The following is an 18,701-nucleotide window of genomic DNA, read 5'->3' as shown; positions in this document are numbered from 1 at the left end:
GCTAAATCCGGCCTTGCGGTGCATACGGCGCAGGATCAATGACCGGTTCGCGGCCGAGCATCAAGTCCGCGAACAACTGGCAGGAGGCCGGCGCCAGCACCAGACCATTGCGGTAGTGCCCGCAGTTGAGCCACAACCCTTCAAAACCCGGAACCCTACCGATATAGGGAATCCCTTCCGGCGATCCCGGTCGCAGGCCTGCCCAATGCCCCACCACTTCGGCATCCACCAGCGCCGGAATCAGCTCGACGGCCGAGGCCTTCAGGCTTTCCAGTGCAGATTGAGTAGGTGTTTTGTCGAAACCTTCATGCTCCAGCGTACTGCCTATCAACACATGGCCGTCACGGCGTGGAATCGCGTAGCGCCCCTTGGCCAGGACCATGCTCGAAAGAAAGTCCGACGCGCACTTGTAGAGGATCATCTGACCTTTCACCGGTTCGACCGGCAACTCAAGACCGAGACTCTGCAACAAATCGCCGCTCCAGGCACCCGCCGACAGCACGACCTGATCAGCCTGAATCTCGCCCGCTGACGTCTCGACACCAACGATACGCTCACCCTTGCGAATAAAACCGCTGACTTCGCATTGCTCATGGACCGTGACATTGGGTAACGCCAGTAACGCGGCCTTGAGCGACTTCACCAGCCGCGGATTACGCACGTTGGCCACATCCGCCATGTAGATCGCCCGCGAGAACCCGGTGCCCAGCACAGGCACCGCATCGTGGGCGGCCGAGATATCCACCCTGCTCAGCGGACGATTTTCCCGCACGGCCCAGGCCAGCGCTTCGGCTTCGTCATCCAGATCAAGCCAGTACAGGCCGGTCTTGTGCACTTCAGGATCAACCCCCGTTGCTGCAAACAGGCGCTCGGCGAGCTGTGGATAAAAATCCTGCGACCAATGGGCCAGCGCGGTGACCGCCGGGCTGTAGCGCCACGGGTACAGCGGCGAAACAATCCCGCCACCCGCCCAGGACGATTCCTGCCCCACATTCGAGCGATCCAGCAGGATCACACTCTGCACTTCAGAAGCCAGATTAAACGCGGTCAGCAGGCCGATAACCCCACCGCCGACAATCACCACTTGCTGTTGCTTAGCCATCTTCTGATCCAACAATAAAAAGACTAAGGGCACAAAGCGCGCCCGAAAATGAACTCAACGACCCCAGCAATCTTTGGTGGTCAGACCGGTAGTCGCATTGGTAATAGTTCTGAGGCCGGTATTGGTGATGGTAAAATCCCCGCACTTGTCGCTCGCCATCATTGATCCGCTTTTACGTGCCGCCGTCAGCGAGAAAGTCTGATCGGTCAGCGTCGGAGTAATGGTGTAGTAGTCGTTGCCCGCACTGAGGCCGGTGGCGTTGGTGTACACGCTGTTTTTCGAATAGAACCGTTCCAGATTTTGCGCCTGTTCGGAGAGCAGTCCGGCGATTTCAGTGCGGTGGGTTTTTTTCACGTACTCGGTAATGCCCGGGTAGCCGATGGTCACCACAATCCCGATGATCGCAATCACGATCATTATTTCGATCAGGGTAAAACCTTGGTTGAATCTGCGCATGCATCAACTCTCACTTACTGTATTTGTCGCCACATGATCCGTCGGCTTCCGCCGCCCGGTTTTTCGACCAGCGTTGCAACGCTACCGCTGGAGTCGTTGACAATTTTGCGGGTAGCGCCGTTGACGATGGCGTTCAACGTTGGAATACCGCCGGTAAAGATGACGCCACTGGACGGTAGGTCCGTGCTGTCAATTACCCCATCACCGTTGTTATCGAGTACCGCGTAGTTGAGCATCTTACCGCTGAACGCCTCCAGTTCGACCAGTTTGCCGGTACCGAAGCTGGAACAGGGATCAGCGGTGTCTACACTGGCGCTGGTAAACACAATGCGCCCCAACACCAGGCTGGCCTGATTGATGACGCGTTCACCGGTCAGCACGCTGTTGTAAACCAACGGCAGGTACCAGCCCTTCTCCGCCGGATAGGTCACATCATTCTGGGTCGTGGTGATAAATTGCCCCGCACTCCCCGCAAACACTCCCGTTATCGCCTGGGCCTGCAAACTGGAAACCGTGATCTGCCCCGCACCGCCATCTGCATCCCATACGGCATAGAACGCCTGCAGATCCTTGTTCAATTTGTCCGCAGTCTCATTGAATTTACCCGTCCCGAAAAACACCACTTTGCCGTTGGTGGGATGGTCCGCCAGCAAGGGTTGCGCGGTAATCGGCTGGGTCGCGCCACCGGGCGTGGTAAACAACGGTTTTCCGGAAAAGGCCACACCCCAGCTGTCGGTGGAGGAACTGCTCAAATCAAACTTCCATAGCCGGCCCTTCAGGTCTCCGCCATACGCAGCCTGTACCACGTTCTGCGAATTGACCTTGAGCTTCACTGAGGAGAGCCCATTGGTCGTTTCAGTGCTGTCGATGACGATTTTCTTGATCAACGAACCATCGCGAATATCCACCACATACAACGCCGCCACCCCCGAGTTGCTGCCATAGCCGTTGGAAATGAACGCCGCCCACCGGCCATCCGCCAAGCGTGCCACTTCCGGGCGGGCGTAGGCATAACCCAGATCATTGAATGTGTTGGCTGTATTGGCCGTCGCCGGCGCACTGATTTCCCACAACGCTTTGGTGACGTTCCCCGCCGAAGCATCGAAAAGCTGTACCGCATAGAAGGTTTTGCCGCCTGCCCCTACCCCGCCAAGGACCAGGGTTTTCCAGGCGCTGTTGAGTTGGGCATCAAAGACCCCGAGCTGACCGTCATCGAGAAACTTGTGACTAAGGCCGTTGATGTAGCCGCTATCGGCGATGTAATGCAGCGATACCAACACACTGGAAGGCATGTAGGCATAACGTCGAGTACCACTGGCGGCGTTAATGACGCTGAGAAAGCCATCGTTGGCATTCACCACCAGACTGGCAGTCATGTTTGCAGCCTTGGTGGTCAAATAAGCGCTGTAAGTCGTATCGCCCACCAGGTCAGAGGCCGTTTTGTCTGTGGGCGCCGCAAGCACCAACGGTGAGTTGATGATGTCCCCGAGCAGAACCGTGCGAACCTTCAACCCGGTTTTGTTGGTACCTTTACTCCACTCCACCAGGTCATTTCCGGTGATGCCGGTCGGCAGGCTCTGACTCAGCGCAGTTTGCTGAATGCTGGAAAAGTTGCTGTACGCCAGGGTAACGGCCGCGTTGCTCGCGGTGTTCCACGACTGGAAGGTCGGCGCCGTAGCGGTTGGCACGATGGTCGTGTCGGTGTTCCAGAGCACCGACGCGGTATTGACCGCACCGCTTGAAGTAAAGCCATAGGACTTGATCGTGCCTCGCCAATCCTTGGGGTCATAGCTGGTCTGGTAGTAACTCGAGCCGCTGACCAGGATCGTGCTGCTGGTCGCGCCACTGCCACCCGAGCCGGCCTTGGAGGTGATGTCGTTCAAGGCTGATGATAGAGCGCTGCTCAGACCGGCACTGTCAGTGGCCTGGTAGTACTTGCCCGATCCGTAGTTAGCCGCATCGGATAGCATCTGATTCGTCGCGGTAAACCCCACGGTGTAGGTGTTCATGTACTGCTTGGGAAAATCCGCGGACGCCCAGCTTTTGCCCGCGAGATCGGTCCCGGTTGAACGCATGTCAATGTCAAAGGCGAACTTGGCAATGTCATCCAGATACAGCGTGTCGCCTTCGCCATCGCCGTTCAAATTATCGCCGTCATTGTTCACGCCATCCCAATTGGGCAGCTTGCTGCCACCCAGAGGGTCGTTGGTGGGGAACGTTCTGTCATAGGTTGGCAAACCGTCGGTGATCACTACGCCGTAGTTTTTCTGGCAGCGATACTGGATCGGGCTGGTGTAGCTGGTGGGTGTCGAGTTGTAGAACGGTGCCATGCCACGGAAATAGCGGGTGATCTCGTAATAGGTTTCGGCCAGCGGTGTATTGGCCACCGCGTCCAGCCCGCTGATTGCGTCGGTCAGTGCCTTGTAATTGGCATCCGCTTTAGACTGAGTCACCGTGCCACTGACCACTGTCAAATCACTGACCGGGAGGGCAATAAAACCGCCGGGACCTGCGTTGTTGCTGGTCGGCGGATTGAACGTCGCCAGGCCGATGCGCAACGAGCGGTTGCTGGTCACCAATGCAGTGGACACATCGCGCGCCACGCTTATTCGGTAGTCATTGGGGATAGCGCCAACGCCCGTCGTGAAGTCTCTGTCGGATCCATTGGCCAGTGCAAGCAGGTAGGCCAGGTAATTGGCCGTGTAACGAGTATTCTCGTTACCCACCGGGTCAGGAAGCTTCAAGCAAACGGGGGTTAACCCTAAAAAACCGCGATAGAAGCCATACCACCTGCCATTGGTGGAATTTGTGGAACACCCTCCCCGATTCAAGCTCGACAAAAGGATATTGTCATTACTCATATCAAGGTACTGGCCCGCGATACAAAGGCTATCAGCACTGCATATAGCCACTTGAGGGCGGTTGACCGCAGGGTCGAAACCTGCAGCCCAAATAATATTGTTCATACTCCCCGAATCATCGATCAACAGCATCACATTGGGCGCCACTGCTGCGGCGCTCAATAGCGGTGAGTCCGAAGGTGTAAAGGCGTAAGCCGGCGCCGTCAGGTACAGACTTAACACGGCGCCGCAGACCAGCTGCAGTAGCCAGCGCCGCCAGCCTGTGCGGGCCTCAAAACTTCGCATAAATACTCTCCAGTACGCTGCGCGAAGTACCCACCTGGGCTACCGATGTGACCCGGTACAGCGTCGCGGAGGTGCCGCTCGGTACATTGACGGCAGTCACCGTGGTGCCGATGTTCTGTACCCCATAGAAGCCGCTACCGGCGGCGATCCAGGTCACGCCGGAGGTGGAATTGAACCCTGTTGCGCTCACCGACGACGATTCAGCAGGCGGCAGGCATTGAGTACCTGAACAAACTGGCAGTGAGTAGGCATCCAGCTGCACCGCGCTTTCACCGATCCGCAATGCCGCCTCGGCCACTTGAAAAGACTGATTACGCAGGGTCACGCTGCCGGCCATTTTTTCCTGCAAGGTTGCGTTCTGCATCGACGAAATGCCGATCAGCGTCAGCAGGAGGAGAAACACCAGGCTGACCAGCAGCGCCATGCCGCGCTCGGATTTGGTCGTCATTCGGCGATTACTCATCGGCACTCCACCTACATCAACCGGTTACGCAAAGCGGCAGCCACGTTGTAGGTCTGGTTGCGGACTCGGTTGTTTGGGTCCGTCAGGGTCAAGGTCAAGCGCACACTTCGTATACGCGCGGGATCGGACGGGTTGCTGGTGTAGCTGGAGGCGGCGATATCGGTGGCCGAACTGGCCATGCCGAAGGTCACCGCAAAAGCGTTGACGTGGTCCACCAGCACCTGGCTAGCACTGGTGGCAGGGCCGGTGCTCATAAGCAATTGATTGTTGCTGAAGGTGTAGGTCAGCCGACGAATCGGGAACGCCAAATACCCGGTCGGGGCTACACGGAGGCCGGAATAAGCCGTTGCTGTGTTTCGACAGTCGGAGATAACGGTCCAGGTCGGCGCACCGCCATTATTGCCGACATCGGCGGTCACCAGGGTCAGCTTGAGATTGGCGTTGTCCCAGCTGATGGGCGTTACCGAGCTGGCAGCGAAGTCCGCGGCCGAGCTCGAATCGGTGATCGATCCAAGGCAACCGAACATGCCGACCATGCGGATTTCCTGAAGCATTTTGCTCAGGACGAAACGCGCATCCTCCTGCATGCTGGCTGACGCGTTCTGGCTGACGTAGGTGTTTTTCGCGGAAATGAATATCTGCGCAACGCCCAGTACCACAATCAGGCCCAACGCCAGCGACACCATCAACTCGATCAGGCCAAAACCTCTGACACGTCTGTTCATGGCGTCACCGCAGGGTCGACGGCAACGCGGCTGGTCAGGACAAAAGTCCGCTGGGGTGGATCGCCCTGAGTGGGGCTGGCCGCGCCCACCGCCCGTGAATCGCTCCAATTGATGGTGATCGTGAACACTCGCTGGTTCACCGTAACGCTGCCAGTCGCGGTGGGGCCGCCAAAGGCGACGATATTGGTGGTGAAGTCATAGAGGTCCTGATCCCGGGCGACGTTAAGGTTGCTCGAACCAGGAGGCGTGACGGTGTAATCGGCGCCGGAGTTGGCGCGGATCCGGTCCAGCATGTCATAGGCGATAAAACTGGCCTGGCTGGTCATCAGTGAACTGTCGGTGTACTTCAGCGCATTCAACTGAACCACCGCCGCGCCCAACAGGCCCACGCCGAGGATCAGTACTGCAACCAATACTTCAATCAGTGTCATGCCGTCCTGTGCACGCCTGTCCGATCCCGTCATCCGCAATTTCCGCCTAAAACAACTCGTCCATTCAGACACACATTGATCGTCCTTGTTTGCGCACCCAACACATAATTAATGGTCACGGCTGTGGCAGATGCTGACAAGCCGCCCAGATTGTTGAAATCGATGGTGGTTACACCTGAGGTTAGCGTCAACGTGGCGCCGCTGCTCATGGCTGGAACAACCCGCAATACATTCGCTGGAGTGCCGGTGCCGTCGTAAACCGTCAGTTCCGCGGTCCAGAGGCTGCCACCCGCGGTCGGCCTGAGCCGCGTAGTGATGCCTCGGTCGATCGCCTCCAAACGTGCGTAATTGAGCCCGCGCACCAGATCGCTGACCTCGGTATCGGCTTTGGCGCTCTGTACCGAACGGGTAAATGCCGGAATGGCTATCGTCACCAGAATCACAAAAACCGCCAGCGTGACCATCAGCTCGATCAGCGTAAAACCCTTTACGCGGTGACGCATCGCACGCTCCTCAACTGCCGTCGTCTATAACTAGCTCTACAACCTAGAACATTCGACAACTGAATGTACGGTTGATTTGCCAAGGCGCGCGCACGGATTGCCCACGCTCACACCATCTCCATGGAGGGAGACGCTATGCATCAAAAAGGTTTCAGCCTGATTGAACTGCTCACAGGGCTGGCGATTGCCGCCACTCTCTTGCAGTTTGTCGGCCCGCACTTTAAGGGGCTGATCGAATCGGTGCGCCGAGAGAATGCCGCTCAGATGCTCGCCAGTGGCCTGCGCAATGCCCGCACCGAAGCCATCCTGCGCAACCAGACCATCGTCATCCATGCAGTGGATGACAACTGGGGCCTGGGTTGGAGGATCATTCTGGATATCAGTGGCAAGGGTCATGAGGACAGCGATAACCCGGTGCTGCTCGAGCGCCAGGAGAGCGGGCGGGTGACGATTGTCGGGAATAGACCGGTGAAAACCTATGTTCGATTCACCGGTTTGGGCGAAGCGTTGCTGCCTGGTGGTGGCTTTCGCGCCGGGACCGTGCATGTCTGCGCCATGGACCAGAGCATTAGCCACCATCAAGTGGTACTGGCCAAATCCGGGCGCATCAGCCTGCGCAGCGATAAAACCGAGCAAAAACTGTGCGTGGGAGGAGAAGACTCACAGCAGCGAGCGAACGCGTAGCTCTTTGGGCATGGAGAACGTGATGTTCTCCTCGCGACCGGCCAGCTCATCGGCGCCGGTTGCGCCCCAGGCCTGCAATTGCTGAATCACGCCACGCACCAGCACTTCCGGTGCCGACGCCCCAGCGGTAATGCCAATCCGCTCGACGCCATCGAACCAGCTGCGCTGCAGGTCTTCAGCACCGTCAATCAGATAGGCCGGGGTGGACATGCGCTCGGCCAGCTCGCGTAGACGGTTGGAGTTGGAGCTGTTCGGGCTGCCGACCACCAACACCACATCGCACTCGTCCGCCAGTTGCTTGACTGCGTCCTGACGGTTTTGCGTGGCGTAGCAGATGTCGTCCTTGCGCGGACCGCCAATCGCCGGGAAGCGATTGCGCAGTGCGTCGATGACGCGGCTGGTGTCGTCCATGGACAAGGTAGTCTGGGTCACGAACGCCAGTTTCTCCGGGTTGCGTACGTGCAACGCGGCGACGTCCTTTTCATCTTCGACCAGGTAGATCGCGCCGCCATTGCTGCCGTCGTACTGGCCCATGGTGCCCTCGACTTCCGGGTGACCGGCGTGACCGATAAGGATGCACTCGCGGCCGTCGCGGCTGTAACGCGCGACTTCAATGTGAACCTTGGTCACCAACGGACAGGTCGCATCAAAGACTTTCAGGCCTCGGCCCGCCGCTTCGGTACGCACCGCCTGGGAAACACCGTGGGCACTGAAGATCACGATGACGTCGTCCGGCACCTGATCCAGCTCTTCGACGAAGATTGCTCCACGAGCGCGCAGGTCTTCGACGACAAATTTGTTGTGGACCACTTCGTGGCGCACATAGATTGGCGGCCCGAAGACTTCCAGGGCGCGATTGACGATTTCAATCGCCCGGTCTACACCGGCGCAGAAGCCACGGGGGTTGGCGAGTTTGATTTGCATACTGTGCCTCGTGGCTTGCGCGTAAGAAAATAGCGAAAACAGTGAAAAACTACTGTGGGAGCGAGCCTGCTCGCGATGGCGGAGTGTCAGTCAACATCAATGCTGAATGTCAGGTACTCATCGCGAGCAGGCTCGCTCCCACATTTTGACCGCATTGGGTCAGTTACAGCGCTTTGACGTCGATGATCTCGACATCAAAGGTCAAGGTTTTACCCGCCAGCGGGTGGTTGAAGTCGATGGTCACCTGAGCGTCATCGAAGGCTTTGACCACACCGGGCAGCTCGGTATTCGCCGCATCGTTGAAGATCACCAACAGGCCTTCGGACAGTTCCATATCCTGGAACTGCGAACGCGGGATGATCTGCACGTTTTGCGGGTTAGGCTGACCGAAAGCGTTTTCCGGCAGGATCTGCAGGTTGCGCTTGTCGCCAGCCTTGAAACCGAACAGTGCGACTTCGAAACCTGGCAACAGGTTGCCATCACCGACCTTGAAGGTCGCCGGGGCCTTGTCGAAGGTACTGTCGACAGTGTCGCCGTTCTCCAGGCGCAATGCGAAATGCAAGGTGACTTCCGTGTTCTGGCCGATGCGTTGCTCAGCCAATACCTGTTCAGTCATGAACGGTTTCTCCGGTTTTTTTACTTTTGAACATATCCAGCGCGAGCATCACTGCGCCCACGCTGATGGCACTGTCGGCAAAGTTGAACGCCGGGAAATACCAGCGGTTCTGCCAATGCACCAGAATAAAATCGATCACATGGCCCAAGGCAATACGATCGTACAGGTTACCCAGAGCGCCACCGAGCACCAGTGCCAGCGCAATCGCCAGCCAGGTTTCGTTGCGCCCCAGACGCTTGAGCCACACCACCAGCACCGCACTGACCACAATCGCGATCAACGCAAACAGCCAGCGCTGCCAGCCAGAGCTGTCAGCCAGGAAGCTGAACGCAGCACCGGTGTTGTAGGCCAACGTCCAGCTGAAGTAATCCGGGATTACCACAATTTGCTGATACATCGTCAGCGAGCCTTCGAAGTAGAACTTGCTGGCCTGGTCAATGACCAGTACCAGCACGCTCAACCAGAGCCAGCTCAGCCGTCCGAAACGGCTAGCAGCATTAGGCATAGTGACGAACCTCGCCAGCACCACTGATGTTGTCGACGCAGCGACCGCAGATTTCCGGATGCTCAGGATTAATCCCGACGTCCTCGCGGCAATGCCAGCAACGGGCGCATTTGACGAAAGCGGACTTGACCACTTTCAGCTTCAGGCCAGCCACCTCGGTTTCCACCGCATCGGCCGGCGCTTGTACGAATGGCGCTACGCTGGCGGTCGAGGTGATCAGGACGAAACGCAGTTCATTGCTCAGTTTGGCCAGATCAGCCGACAGCGCTTCTTCGGCGAACAGCGTCACTTCAGCCTGCAGGTTGCCACCGACAGCCTTGGCCGCACGCTGGATTTCCATTTCCTTGTTGACCGCAACCTTGACCGCCATGATCCGCTCCCAGTAGGCGCGGTCCAGCTCGATGCCTTCCGGCAGCTCGCTGAGGCCTTCGTACCAGGTGTTGAGCATGACCGATTCGTTACGCTCACCCGGCAGGTACTGCCACAGCTCGTCGGCGGTGAAGGCCAGGATCGGTGCGATCCAGCGAACCAGCGCTTCGGAGATGTGGAACAGTGCGGTCTGGCAGGAGCGCCGGGCCTTGCTGTCGGTGCCAGTGGTGTACTGACGGTCCTTGATGATGTCCAGGTAGAAACCGCCCAGCTCCTGCACGCAGAAGTTGTGCACCTTGGAATAGACGTTCCAGAAACGGTACTCACCGTAATGCTCTTGCAACTCGCGCTGCAGCAACAATGTGCGATCCACCGCCCAACGGTCCAGCGCGAGCATTTCTTCAGCCGGCAGGATGTCGGTAGCCGGGTTGAAACCGCTCAGATTGGAAAGCAGGAAGCGCGCGGTGTTACGGATCCGCCGGTAGGCGTCCGCACTGCGTTGCAGGATCTGCTCGGAAACCGCGATCTCGCCCGAGTAGTCGGTGGACGCGACCCACAGACGCATGATGTCTGCGCCCAGGGTGTCGTTGACCTTCTGCGGTGCGATCACGTTGCCCAAGGACTTGGACATCTTGCGGCCGCTTTCGTCGACGGTGAAACCGTGGGTCAGCAACTCGCGGTACGGCGCGTGGTTGTCGATGGCGCAACCGGTCAACAGCGACGAGTGGAACCAGCCACGGTGTTGGTCCGAACCTTCCAGGTACAGATCGGCACGCGGGCCGGTCTCGTGGCCCATCGGGTGCGAACCGCGCAGCACGTGCCAGTGAGTGGTGCCCGAGTCGAACCAGACGTCCAGGGTATCGCTGATTTTGTCGTAGAGCGGCGCTTCGTCACCGAGCAACTCGGCAGCATCCATCTTGAACCAGGCTTCGATGCCTTCGACTTCGACGCGCTTGGCAACTTCTTCCATCAGCTCGACGGTACGTGGGTGCAACTCACCGCTTTCCTTGTTCAGGAAGAACGGGATCGGCACGCCCCAGTTACGCTGGCGGGAGATGCACCAGTCCGGACGGTTGGCGATCATCGAGTGCAGACGCGCCTGACCCCAGGCCGGAATGAATGCGGTGTCTTCGATAGCCTTGATTGCACGCTTGCGCAGGGTCTCGCCGGTCGCAGGCTCTTTGTCCATGCCGACGAACCACTGCGCGGTGGCGCGGTAGATCAGCGGAGTCTTGTGGCGCCAGCAGTGCATGTAGCTGTGGCTGATGGTTTCGGTGTGCAGCAATGCACCGACTTCAGCAAGTTTGTCGACGATGGCCGGGTTGGCTTTCCAGATGAACTGGCCGCCGAAGAACTCCAGCGAAGTAGCGTACACGCCGTTGCTCTGCACGGGAGTGAGGATGTCGTCGTTGACCATGCCGTAACGCTTGCAGGTCACGAAGTCGTCTTCACCGTAGGCTGGCGCGGAGTGAACCACACCGGTGCCAGCGCCCAATTCGACGTACTCGGCCAGGTAAACCGGCGACAGACGATCGTAGAACGGGTGACGGAAATTGATCAGTTCCAGCGCCGCGCCCGGAACGGTGGAGATGACCGAACCTTCCAGGTTGTAGCGAGCCAGGCAGGATTCGACCAGTTCTTCAGCCAGCACCAGCAGTTTGTCGCCGACATCGACCAGGGCGTAGTTGAACTCTGGGTGAACGTTCAGCGCCTGGTTGGCCGGGATGGTCCACGGAGTGGTGGTCCAGATCACGATCGAGGCGGGTTTGCTCAGCGTTGCCAGGCCGAAAGCGGTCGCCAATTCGGCTTCGTCAACAATCGGGAAGGCCACGTCGATGGTCGAGGATTTTTTGTCCTGATATTCGACTTCGGCTTCAGCCAACGCCGAGCCGCAATCGAAGCACCAGTTCACAGGCTTGAGGCCCTTGAATACGAAACCGCCCTTGACCATTTCTGCCAGGGCGCGGATTTCACCGGCTTCGTTGGCAAAATTCATGGTTTTGTAGGGATTGGCGAAGTCGCCGAGCACGCCGAGGCGAATGAATTCGGACTTCTGCCCTTCGATCTGCTCGGTGGCATAAGCACGGCACAGCTCGCGGGTTTCGTCAGCGGACAGGTTCTTGCCGTGAGTCACTTCGATTTTGTGTTCGATCGGCAGACCGTGGCAGTCCCAGCCTGGAACATAAGGCGCGTCGAAACCCGAAAGGGTTTTCGAACGGACGATCATGTCCTTGAGAATTTTGTTCAGCGCATGACCGATGTGAATAGTGCCGTTGGCGTACGGAGGACCGTCGTGCAGAACGAACTTCGGACGATCCTTACCAATCTCACGCAACTTCTGGTACAGGCCAATGCTGTCCCAGCGCTGCAGAATCTGCGGTTCGCGCTGAGGCAGGCCGGCCTTCATTGGGAAGGCGGTGTCCGGAAGGTTTAGCGTGGCTTTATAGTCGGTCATTTAAGGCTCTTCATTAGCGATTGGCGCTAGGTGCGGCATAGGCACGGGCGGCGGCGACATCCGCATTGATCGCCGTCTTAAGCGCCTCCAGAGAGGCGAAACGCTGCTCTTCGCGCAGCTTGTGGTGGAAAACCACCGTCAAACGCCGGTCATACAGATCGCCGGCAAAATCTAAAAGATGGACTTCCAGGTGGGCTTTGCCGTCACCTGCTACCGTTGGCCGAACGCCGATATTAGCGACACCGGGCCAATTTTGACCGTCGAGTTCGACACTCACCAGGTAAACCCCGGTCAGCGGCACACGACGGCGTTTGAGTTGCACGTTGGCCGTTGGCGTGCCCAATTGGCGCGCCAGCTTCTGCCCATGCAGTATCCGCCCGGCAATCTGGAACGGACGACCGAGCAAACGCTCGGCCAAAGCAAAATCAGCAGCGGCCAGGGCATTACGGACCTGGGTGCTGCTGACGCGAATACCGTCCAGTTCGACGGTCTGTGCCGCTTCGACGGTAAACCCTTGAAGGACCCCGGCCTGTTGCAGGAAATCGAAATCCCCTACCCGGTCGCAGCCGAAACGGAAGTCGTCACCGACCTCCAGATGCTGCACTCCGAGGCCGTCGACCAAAATGGTATCGACGAACTCCGCGGCGCTGAGCTTGCTCAAGCGCTGATTGAAGGCCAGGCACAAGACCCGGTCGACCCCCTCGAGGGCCAGCAGCTGCAGCTTGTCGCGCAAGCGCGCCAAACGGGCTGGTGCCGTGTCCGGGGCGAAGAATTCGCGCGGCTGAGGCTCGAAAATCACCACGCAGCTGGGCACGCCCAACTCGAGCGCACGCTCACGCAGCCGAGCCAGGATAGCCTGGTGACCACGGTGAACACCGTCAAAGTTGCCAATAGTGGCGACGCAGCCCCGATGCTGGGGGCGCAAATTGTGGAGGCCTCTAACCAGCTGCATAACGCGCTTCTTGCTCATAAAGTGGTCGATTATAACCACACCCGGCGGCCGACGACAGGCAACACCGTAACCCAAAGTGATCGAATCGATAAAACCGACGTTTGACCCGCACTTCTCGATGAGCAGTCTTCAGCCCCGTGCTTTGCGATCGAAGTCCTTCAAACGGAACCCCATCAGCGCCAACATGCCGAAATATGCCACCACACCCGCTACGACCAAAGCCCCCAAACGCAGTAAGCGCTCAAGCATGTGCCCCTGATCCCAAGCCGGCATGAACTGCATCAAGCCCAGCAACACCGCGGACATTACCGCCACGGCGACCACCAGCTTCAGGCCAAACTTTCCCCAGCCCGGTTGCGGCTCAAACATTTGCTGCTTGCGCAGTTGATAAAACAGCAGACCGGCATTGATGCAGGCACCGACACTGATCGCCAACGCCAGCCCCGCATGTTTCAGCGGTCCGATAAAGGCAAGGTTGAGCAACTGCGTGACGATCAGCGTGAAGATGGCGATTTTGACCGGCGTGCGGATGTTCTGCTGCGCATAAAAGCCGGGAGCCAGCACCTTGATCACGATAATCCCGAGCAGGCCCACGGAATAAGCGATCAACGCACGCTGGGTCATGGACGCGTCAAACGCACTGAATTGGCCGTATTGGAACAGCGAAACGGTCAGCGGCTCGGCAAGAATTCCCAGCGCCAGGGAGCACGGCAGCACCAGCATGAAACACAAACGCAGACCCCAATCGAGAATCCGAGAGTACTCGTGGCGATCCCTGCTGGCGTAGGTCTTGGCCAGCGTCGGCAACAGAATCGTCCCCAGCGCTACGCCCAGCACCCCGGACGGCAGCTCCATCAAACGGTCGGCGTAATACATCCAGGACACCGAGCCCGCTACCAGGAACGAGGCAAAAATGGTGTTAATGATCAAGGAAATTTGACTGACCGAAACCCCGAGAATCGCCGGCAACATCTGCTTCATCACTCGCCAGACACCGGTATCGCGCAGGTTCAGACGCGGCAAAACCAGCATGCCGATTTTATTCAGATGCGGCAGTTGATAGAGCAGTTGCGCCAGACCTCCGGCCAACACCGCCCAGCCCAACGCCATGACCGGCGGATCGAAGTACGGCGTCAGAAACACCGCAAAGATGATCATGCTGACGTTAAGCAGGGTCGGCACGAAGGCCGGTACAGAGAAACGGTTCCAGGTATTGAGGATCGCCCCGGCCAGCGAAGACAGGGAAATCAGCAATATGTAGGGGAAGGTCACCCGCAGTAGATCGGACGTCAGCGCAAACTTTTCCGGCGTATTGGCGAAGCCCGGCGCAGTAGCCCAAATCACCCAGGGCGCGGCGAGCATTCCCGCTATCGTGACCACAGCCAGAACCAGCGTCAGCAAACCCGAGACGTAGGCAATAAAAGTACGCGTCGCCTCTTCGCCCTGCTGACTCTTGTATTCCGCCAAAATCGGCACGAAGGCCTGGGAAAACGCCCCCTCGGCAAAGATCCTGCGCAGCAGATTGGGCAATTTAAACGCAATAAAGAACGCATCCGTGGCCATCCCAGCGCCAAATGCGCGCGCGATGATGGTGTCACGCACAAACCCCAAAACCCGGGAAAGCATCGTGATAGAGCTGACGGCGGCCAACGACTTGAGCAGATTCATTGAAAGAGTTTTTGCCTGTAGATAAAGAGCAGGCGAACAAAGCGCCCACATATGCGATACTCCGCGCCGCAACAGCACAGAGCCAAAGCTCGCGAGTTTACAGGTCAAGCGCCGGAAAGAAATATCCCGGCGTTCTTCATCTACCACTCAGCGGAACGCATCACCTGCCCTTGACAAGACTTCAACTCATCGGCATGATTCGCGGCCTATTTTGTTTGCTATTTCCCAAAGTCTTTCGAGGAGCTCGACGGTGGCCAACACACCTTCCGCCAAAAAACGTGCAAAACAGGCTGAGAAGCGTCGCAGCCACAACGCCAGCCTGCGTTCCATGGTTCGTACCTACATCAAGAATGTAGTTAAAGCCATCGACGCAAAAGACGCTGAAAAAGCGCAAGCTGCTTACGTTCTGGCCGTGCCAGTTATCGACCGTATGGCCGATAAAGGCATCATCCACAAGAACAAAGCTGCTCGCCATAAAGGTCGCTTGAACGGCCACATCAAGGCTCTGAACCTTGCTGCTGCAGCCTAAGCGACACGCTTGTTAAAAAACCGACCCTAGGGTCGGTTTTTTATTGTCTGCGATTTAGCAGGCACTACGTAAAAATGTGAGAGCGAGCTTGCTCGCGATAGCGTACTTTCAGCCAACACAGATATTGAATGTCAGCCCCTCATCGCGAGCAAGCTCGCTCCCACATTGGATCTGCGTCAGATTACTGATTGTGCGCCCACGGCAGAATCGGGATTGCGGTCACCGCATTCTGCGGACTGCCCTCGATCAGGCGATCGCTGTAGACCAGATAAACCAGGGTATTACGCTTCTTGTCGAGGAAGCGCACCACCTGCATGGTCTTGAACACCAACGAGGTGCGCTCTTTGAACACCTCCTCGCCATCCTTCAGCTCACCTTTGAAACTAATCGGCCCGACCTGACGACAAGCGATAGACGCCTCGGCACGGTCCTCAGCCAACCCCAATCCACCTTTCACGCCACCGGTCTTGGCCCGCGAGAGGTAACAGGTCACACCTTCAACTTTCGGATCGTCGAAGGCCTCGATGACGATACGGTCATTTGGGCCGACGAATTTGAACACCGTCGACACCTGACCGATCTCTTCGGCCGAAGCCAGCAGCGGCAAAGCCAACAGCAAGCCCAACAATCCTTTTACCAAGCGCATTCAGGTTTTCCTTACGCCAATCAAACCGCGTCTTAAACCGCTCTTTAAACCAAAATAAGATTATCCCGGTGAACCAGCTCCGGCTCAGCCATATAACCTAGCAGACCAACAATCGCCTCAGACGACTGACCTATGATCTTTTGCGCCTCCAGAGCACTGTAGTTGGCCAGGCCACGGGCAATCTCACGACCATCCGACGCCACACAAACAACCATTTCGCCACGACGGAAACTGCCCTGAACCAGTTTGACGCCAACCGGCAGCAAGCTCTTGTTGCCTTGGGACAGTGCCGCAACCGCACCCGCATCCAGCACCAAAGTGCCGCGTGTCTGCAAATGCCCAGCCAACCACTGCTTGCGCGCCGCCAGCATGCCGCGCTCAGGCGACAGCAAAGTGCCGATGCGCTCGCCAGCCTTTAGCCGATCCAGCACGCGCTCCAGACGCCCACCCACGATGATCGTGTGAGCACCGGAACGAGCAGCCAGACGCGCAGCTCGCAGCTTGGTCTGCATGCCACCACGACCAAGAGCACCACCCGTGCCGCCCGCCACCGCATCGAGGGCCGGATCATCGGCGCGCGCTTCGTAAATCAGTTGAGCATCGGGATTATTGCGCGGGTCCGCATCGAACATGCCATCGCGATCCGTGAGAATCACCAGCAAATCAGCCTCGACCAGGTTGGCCACCAACGCCGCCAATGTGTCGTTGTCGCCGAAACGGATTTCGTCAGTCACCACGGTGTCGTTTTCATTGATCACCGGGATCACCTTGAGCTCGACCAGCGCGCGCAAGGTGCTGCGAGCATTGAGGTAGCGCTTGCGGTCAGACAGGTCGTCATGGGTCAACAGGATCTGCGCGGTGTGCCGACCATGCTCAGCGAAGCTCGACTCCCAGGCTTGCACCAATCCCATCTGGCCGATCGCAGCAGCAGCCTGCAACTCATGCATGGCACTGGGTCGCACAGTCCAGCCAAGGCGACTCATACCCGCCGCCACCGCACCCGAGGAAACCAGCACCAGCTCGACACCAGCCTCATGCAAAGCCACCATCTGCTCGACCCAGACACCCATTGCCGCGCGATCCAGACCTTTGCCGTCCGCCGTCAGCAAAGCGCTGCCGATCTTCACGACCCAGCGCTGCGCACCTGCCACCTTGCTCCGCATCTTCTTCAACCTTGGCTTGAGAGCCGCGCGACCGAGCGCCGCCCATAAAATTATTCGTGATTACCGTTTCTTGGACACTAAAACGCCGCTTCGATGAGCGGCGTTTTAGTTTACTGCAATGAATCAGTCGCGGACGTAAATGATTTCCGGACCATCTTCATCATCCACATCTTCTTCATCCCAGTCATCATCACCGATGTCGTGGACACTCTTCACGCCGCTGCGACGCAGAGCACGCTGATCATCCAGCGCTTGCAACTGAGCACGCGCCTCGTCTTCGATACGCTGATCGAGCTCAGCCAGCTCTTCCTTGTAGGCCGGGTCGTTAGCCAGACGATCAGCACGATCTTCCAAGTAACGCATGATATCGCGGCAGAGCTGTTCGGTACCTTCTTTGGCGATGGCCGAGACCACATAAACCGGACCAGTCCATTCCAGGCGATCGACAATTTCCTTGACCCGAGCTTCGTGCTCCTCTTCAAGGATCTGGTCGCACTTGTTCAGCACCAACCAGCGATCACGCTCCGCCAGGGATGGGCTGAACTTGGTCAATTCGCTGACGATAACCTCAGCCGCATCCGGCGCACTGGTTTCATCCAGCGGCGCCATGTCGACGAGGTGCAACAACAGACGGGTACGCGCCAAGTGCTTGAGGAAGCGAATCCCCAGACCCGCGCCATCCGAAGCACCTTCGATCAACCCCGGAATGTCGGCCACCACGAAGCTCTTCCAGCGATCGACACTGACCACACCCAGGTTCGGCACCAGGGTCGTGAACGGATAGTCAGCCACTTTCGGCTTGGCCGCGGACACCGAGCGAATGAGAGTACTTTTGCCGGCGTTCGGCAAACCCAGCAGACCGACGTCCGCCAGCACTTTCAATTCCAGCTTGAGATCACGCGCCTCACCCGGCTTACCCGGAGAAGTCTGGCGCGGCGCACGGTTGGTGCTGGATTTGAAACGGGTGTTACCCAAACCGTGCCAGCCACCGCTGGCCACCAGCAGGCGCTGACCAGCCTTGGTCAGATCACCGATGATTTCCTGGGTGCTCGCGTCGATCACCGTAGTGCCGACCGGAACCCGAAGAACCATCTCTTCACCTTTTTTGCCGGTGCAGTCGGTGCTGCCGCCGTTGGCGCCACGCTCAGCATCGAAATGCCGGGTGTAACGGTAGTCCACCAGGGTGTTGAGGTTTTCGTCGGCGATCATGTAGATCGAGCCGCCATCACCACCATCACCACCGTTCGGACCACCATTCTCGATGAATTTTTCCCGACGGAAACTCATGCAACCATTGCCGCCGTCACCAGCTTTTACTCGAATCGAAACTTCATCAACAAACTTCATAACAAAACGCCCCTCGC

The 18,701-nt window shown here is 58.1% G+C and carries 19 protein-coding genes; 3 read left to right on the top strand and 16 right to left on the bottom strand.

Annotated elements, in window-relative coordinates; genetic code table 11:
* Position 1: 1 nt before the first annotated feature.
* The 7 genes from thiO to ACN1C3_RS15725 are packed head-to-tail and all read right to left on the bottom strand — an operon-like array spanning position 2 to position 6,826.
* A complete protein-coding gene (gene thiO, locus ACN1C3_RS15755) occupies positions 2–1,102 on the bottom strand; it encodes a glycine oxidase ThiO (protein ID WP_419116702.1) in 1,101 nt (366 codons plus the stop codon).
* Positions 1,103–1,156: 54 nt separating this feature from the next.
* Positions 1,157–1,558 carry a type IV pilin protein gene (locus tag ACN1C3_RS15750; RefSeq protein ID WP_419116701.1) on the bottom strand — a complete coding sequence of 134 codons (402 nt, stop codon included), beginning with the start codon at positions 1,556–1,558 and terminating at the stop codon, positions 1,157–1,159.
* 14 nt (positions 1,559–1,572) lie between these two features.
* On the bottom strand, positions 1,573–4,704 hold the full coding sequence (locus ACN1C3_RS15745; RefSeq protein ID WP_419116700.1) for a pilus assembly protein: 3,132 nt from the start codon (positions 4,702–4,704) through the stop codon (positions 1,573–1,575).
* Positions 4,691–5,167 carry a pilus assembly PilX family protein gene (locus tag ACN1C3_RS15740; protein ID WP_419116699.1) on the bottom strand — a complete coding sequence of 159 codons (477 nt, stop codon included), beginning with the start codon at positions 5,165–5,167 and terminating at the stop codon, positions 4,691–4,693. Before ACN1C3_RS15740 ends, ACN1C3_RS15745 begins: the two co-directional genes overlap by 14 nt.
* A gap of 11 nt (positions 5,168–5,178) precedes the next feature.
* Positions 5,179–5,892: a PilW family protein gene (locus ACN1C3_RS15735; protein WP_419116698.1), complete on the bottom strand. Its 714-nt coding sequence runs from the start codon at positions 5,890–5,892 to the stop codon at positions 5,179–5,181.
* Positions 5,889–6,356, bottom strand: coding sequence for a type IV pilus modification protein PilV (pilV, locus tag ACN1C3_RS15730; RefSeq protein ID WP_419116697.1), 468 nt, complete (start codon positions 6,354–6,356; stop codon positions 5,889–5,891). Before pilV ends, ACN1C3_RS15735 begins: the two co-directional genes overlap by 4 nt.
* On the bottom strand, positions 6,353–6,826 hold the full coding sequence (locus tag ACN1C3_RS15725) for a GspH/FimT family pseudopilin (RefSeq protein WP_419116696.1): 474 nt from the start codon (positions 6,824–6,826) through the stop codon (positions 6,353–6,355). The genes pilV and ACN1C3_RS15725 overlap by 4 nt, the downstream gene beginning before the upstream one ends.
* A 135-nt stretch (positions 6,827–6,961) precedes the next feature.
* On the opposite strand from ACN1C3_RS15725, the gene ACN1C3_RS15720 reads away from it, so the two are divergent.
* Positions 6,962–7,510, top strand: a complete 549-nt coding sequence (locus ACN1C3_RS15720) for a GspH/FimT family pseudopilin (RefSeq protein ID WP_419116695.1) — start codon at positions 6,962–6,964, stop codon at positions 7,508–7,510.
* Here ACN1C3_RS15720 and ispH read toward each other — a convergent pair.
* The 5 genes from ispH to ribF all read right to left on the bottom strand — a co-directional run bounded on the left by ispH (position 7,487) and on the right by ribF (position 13,331).
* Positions 7,487–8,434, bottom strand: coding sequence for a 4-hydroxy-3-methylbut-2-enyl diphosphate reductase (gene ispH, locus ACN1C3_RS15715; protein ID WP_419116694.1), 948 nt, complete (start codon positions 8,432–8,434; stop codon positions 7,487–7,489). The genes ACN1C3_RS15720 and ispH overlap by 24 nt on opposite strands.
* A gap of 163 nt (positions 8,435–8,597) precedes the next feature.
* Positions 8,598–9,035, bottom strand: coding sequence for an FKBP-type peptidyl-prolyl cis-trans isomerase (locus ACN1C3_RS15710; protein WP_419116761.1), 438 nt, complete (start codon positions 9,033–9,035; stop codon positions 8,598–8,600).
* A gap of 7 nt (positions 9,036–9,042) precedes the next feature.
* Complete coding sequence (gene lspA / locus ACN1C3_RS15705) at positions 9,043–9,555, bottom strand: signal peptidase II (protein WP_419116693.1); 513 nt, start codon at positions 9,553–9,555, stop codon at positions 9,043–9,045.
* On the bottom strand, positions 9,548–12,379 hold the full coding sequence (ileS, locus tag ACN1C3_RS15700) for an isoleucine--tRNA ligase (RefSeq protein ID WP_419116692.1): 2,832 nt from the start codon (positions 12,377–12,379) through the stop codon (positions 9,548–9,550). The genes lspA and ileS overlap by 8 nt, the downstream gene beginning before the upstream one ends.
* Before the next feature lie 13 nt (positions 12,380–12,392).
* Positions 12,393–13,331, bottom strand: coding sequence for a bifunctional riboflavin kinase/FAD synthetase (gene ribF / locus ACN1C3_RS15695; protein WP_419116691.1), 939 nt, complete (start codon positions 13,329–13,331; stop codon positions 12,393–12,395).
* Here ribF and ACN1C3_RS15690 point away from each other — a divergent pair.
* Complete coding sequence (locus ACN1C3_RS15690; protein ID WP_419116764.1) at positions 13,239–13,436, top strand: hypothetical protein; 198 nt, start codon at positions 13,239–13,241, stop codon at positions 13,434–13,436. The genes ribF and ACN1C3_RS15690 overlap by 93 nt on opposite strands.
* Positions 13,437–13,460: 24 nt before the next feature.
* On the opposite strand, the gene murJ is transcribed toward ACN1C3_RS15690, so the two are convergent.
* The gene (gene murJ, locus ACN1C3_RS15685) at positions 13,461–14,999 is read right to left on the bottom strand and encodes a murein biosynthesis integral membrane protein MurJ (RefSeq protein WP_419116690.1); all 1,539 of its coding nucleotides are present in this window, start codon (positions 14,997–14,999) and stop codon (positions 13,461–13,463) included.
* Between the two features lie 250 nt (positions 15,000–15,249).
* Between murJ and rpsT the strand changes: the two genes are divergently transcribed.
* On the top strand, positions 15,250–15,528 hold the full coding sequence (gene rpsT, locus ACN1C3_RS15680; protein WP_003215870.1) for a 30S ribosomal protein S20: 279 nt from the start codon (positions 15,250–15,252) through the stop codon (positions 15,526–15,528).
* A gap of 181 nt (positions 15,529–15,709) precedes the next feature.
* Here the strand turns inward: rpsT and ACN1C3_RS15675 are convergent, their stop codons facing one another.
* From ACN1C3_RS15675 to cgtA, 3 genes are all read right to left on the bottom strand, one after another.
* Positions 15,710–16,174, bottom strand: coding sequence for a CreA family protein (locus ACN1C3_RS15675; RefSeq protein WP_419116689.1), 465 nt, complete (start codon positions 16,172–16,174; stop codon positions 15,710–15,712).
* A gap of 44 nt (positions 16,175–16,218) precedes the next feature.
* Complete coding sequence (proB, locus tag ACN1C3_RS15670) at positions 16,219–17,337, bottom strand: glutamate 5-kinase (protein WP_419116688.1); 1,119 nt, start codon at positions 17,335–17,337, stop codon at positions 16,219–16,221.
* 123 nt (positions 17,338–17,460) lie between these two features.
* Entirely contained in the window at positions 17,461–18,684 is a 1,224-nt protein-coding gene (cgtA, locus tag ACN1C3_RS15665) for an Obg family GTPase CgtA (RefSeq protein ID WP_419116687.1), read from the bottom strand.
* Positions 18,685–18,701: the final 17 nt, after the last annotated feature.

Source organism: Pseudomonas sp. H11T01 (assembly GCF_048515765.1).
Classification (GTDB): Bacteria; Pseudomonadota; Gammaproteobacteria; order Pseudomonadales; family Pseudomonadaceae; genus Aquipseudomonas.
The sequence above is the reverse complement of the archived record's forward strand: the minus strand, read 5'-3'. Positions and strand labels throughout refer to the sequence as shown.

Bases quoted from the DNA above. Each gene is read 5' to 3' on its own strand.
- proB (WP_419116688.1), bottom strand. From the start codon at position 17,337: ATGCGGAGCAAGGTGGCAGGTGCGCAGCGCTGGGTCGTGAAGATCGGC.
- ACN1C3_RS15745 (WP_419116700.1), bottom strand. From the start codon at position 4,704: ATGCGAAGTTTTGAGGCCCGCACAGGCTGGCGGCGCTGGCTACTGCAG.
- ACN1C3_RS15720 (WP_419116695.1), top strand. From the start codon at position 6,962: ATGCATCAAAAAGGTTTCAGCCTGATTGAACTGCTCACAGGGCTGGCG.
- ACN1C3_RS15750 (WP_419116701.1), bottom strand. From the start codon at position 1,558: ATGCGCAGATTCAACCAAGGTTTTACCCTGATCGAAATAATGATCGTG.
- ACN1C3_RS15735 (WP_419116698.1), bottom strand. From the start codon at position 5,892: ATGAACAGACGTGTCAGAGGTTTTGGCCTGATCGAGTTGATGGTGTCG.
- ACN1C3_RS15740 (WP_419116699.1), bottom strand. From the start codon at position 5,167: ATGAGTAATCGCCGAATGACGACCAAATCCGAGCGCGGCATGGCGCTG.
- cgtA (WP_419116687.1), bottom strand. From the start codon at position 18,684: ATGAAGTTTGTTGATGAAGTTTCGATTCGAGTAAAAGCTGGTGACGGC.
- lspA (WP_419116693.1), bottom strand. From the start codon at position 9,555: ATGCCTAATGCTGCTAGCCGTTTCGGACGGCTGAGCTGGCTCTGGTTG.
- ribF (WP_419116691.1), bottom strand. From the start codon at position 13,331: ATGCAGCTGGTTAGAGGCCTCCACAATTTGCGCCCCCAGCATCGGGGC.
- ileS (WP_419116692.1), bottom strand. From the start codon at position 12,379: ATGACCGACTATAAAGCCACGCTAAACCTTCCGGACACCGCCTTCCCA.
- ACN1C3_RS15675 (WP_419116689.1), bottom strand. From the start codon at position 16,174: ATGCGCTTGGTAAAAGGATTGTTGGGCTTGCTGTTGGCTTTGCCGCTG.
- pilV (WP_419116697.1), bottom strand. From the start codon at position 6,356: ATGACGGGATCGGACAGGCGTGCACAGGACGGCATGACACTGATTGAA.
- murJ (WP_419116690.1), bottom strand. From the start codon at position 14,999: ATGAATCTGCTCAAGTCGTTGGCCGCCGTCAGCTCTATCACGATGCTT.
- thiO (WP_419116702.1), bottom strand. From the start codon at position 1,102: ATGGCTAAGCAACAGCAAGTGGTGATTGTCGGCGGTGGGGTTATCGGC.
- ispH (WP_419116694.1), bottom strand. From the start codon at position 8,434: ATGCAAATCAAACTCGCCAACCCCCGTGGCTTCTGCGCCGGTGTAGAC.
- ACN1C3_RS15725 (WP_419116696.1), bottom strand. From the start codon at position 6,826: ATGCGTCACCGCGTAAAGGGTTTTACGCTGATCGAGCTGATGGTCACG.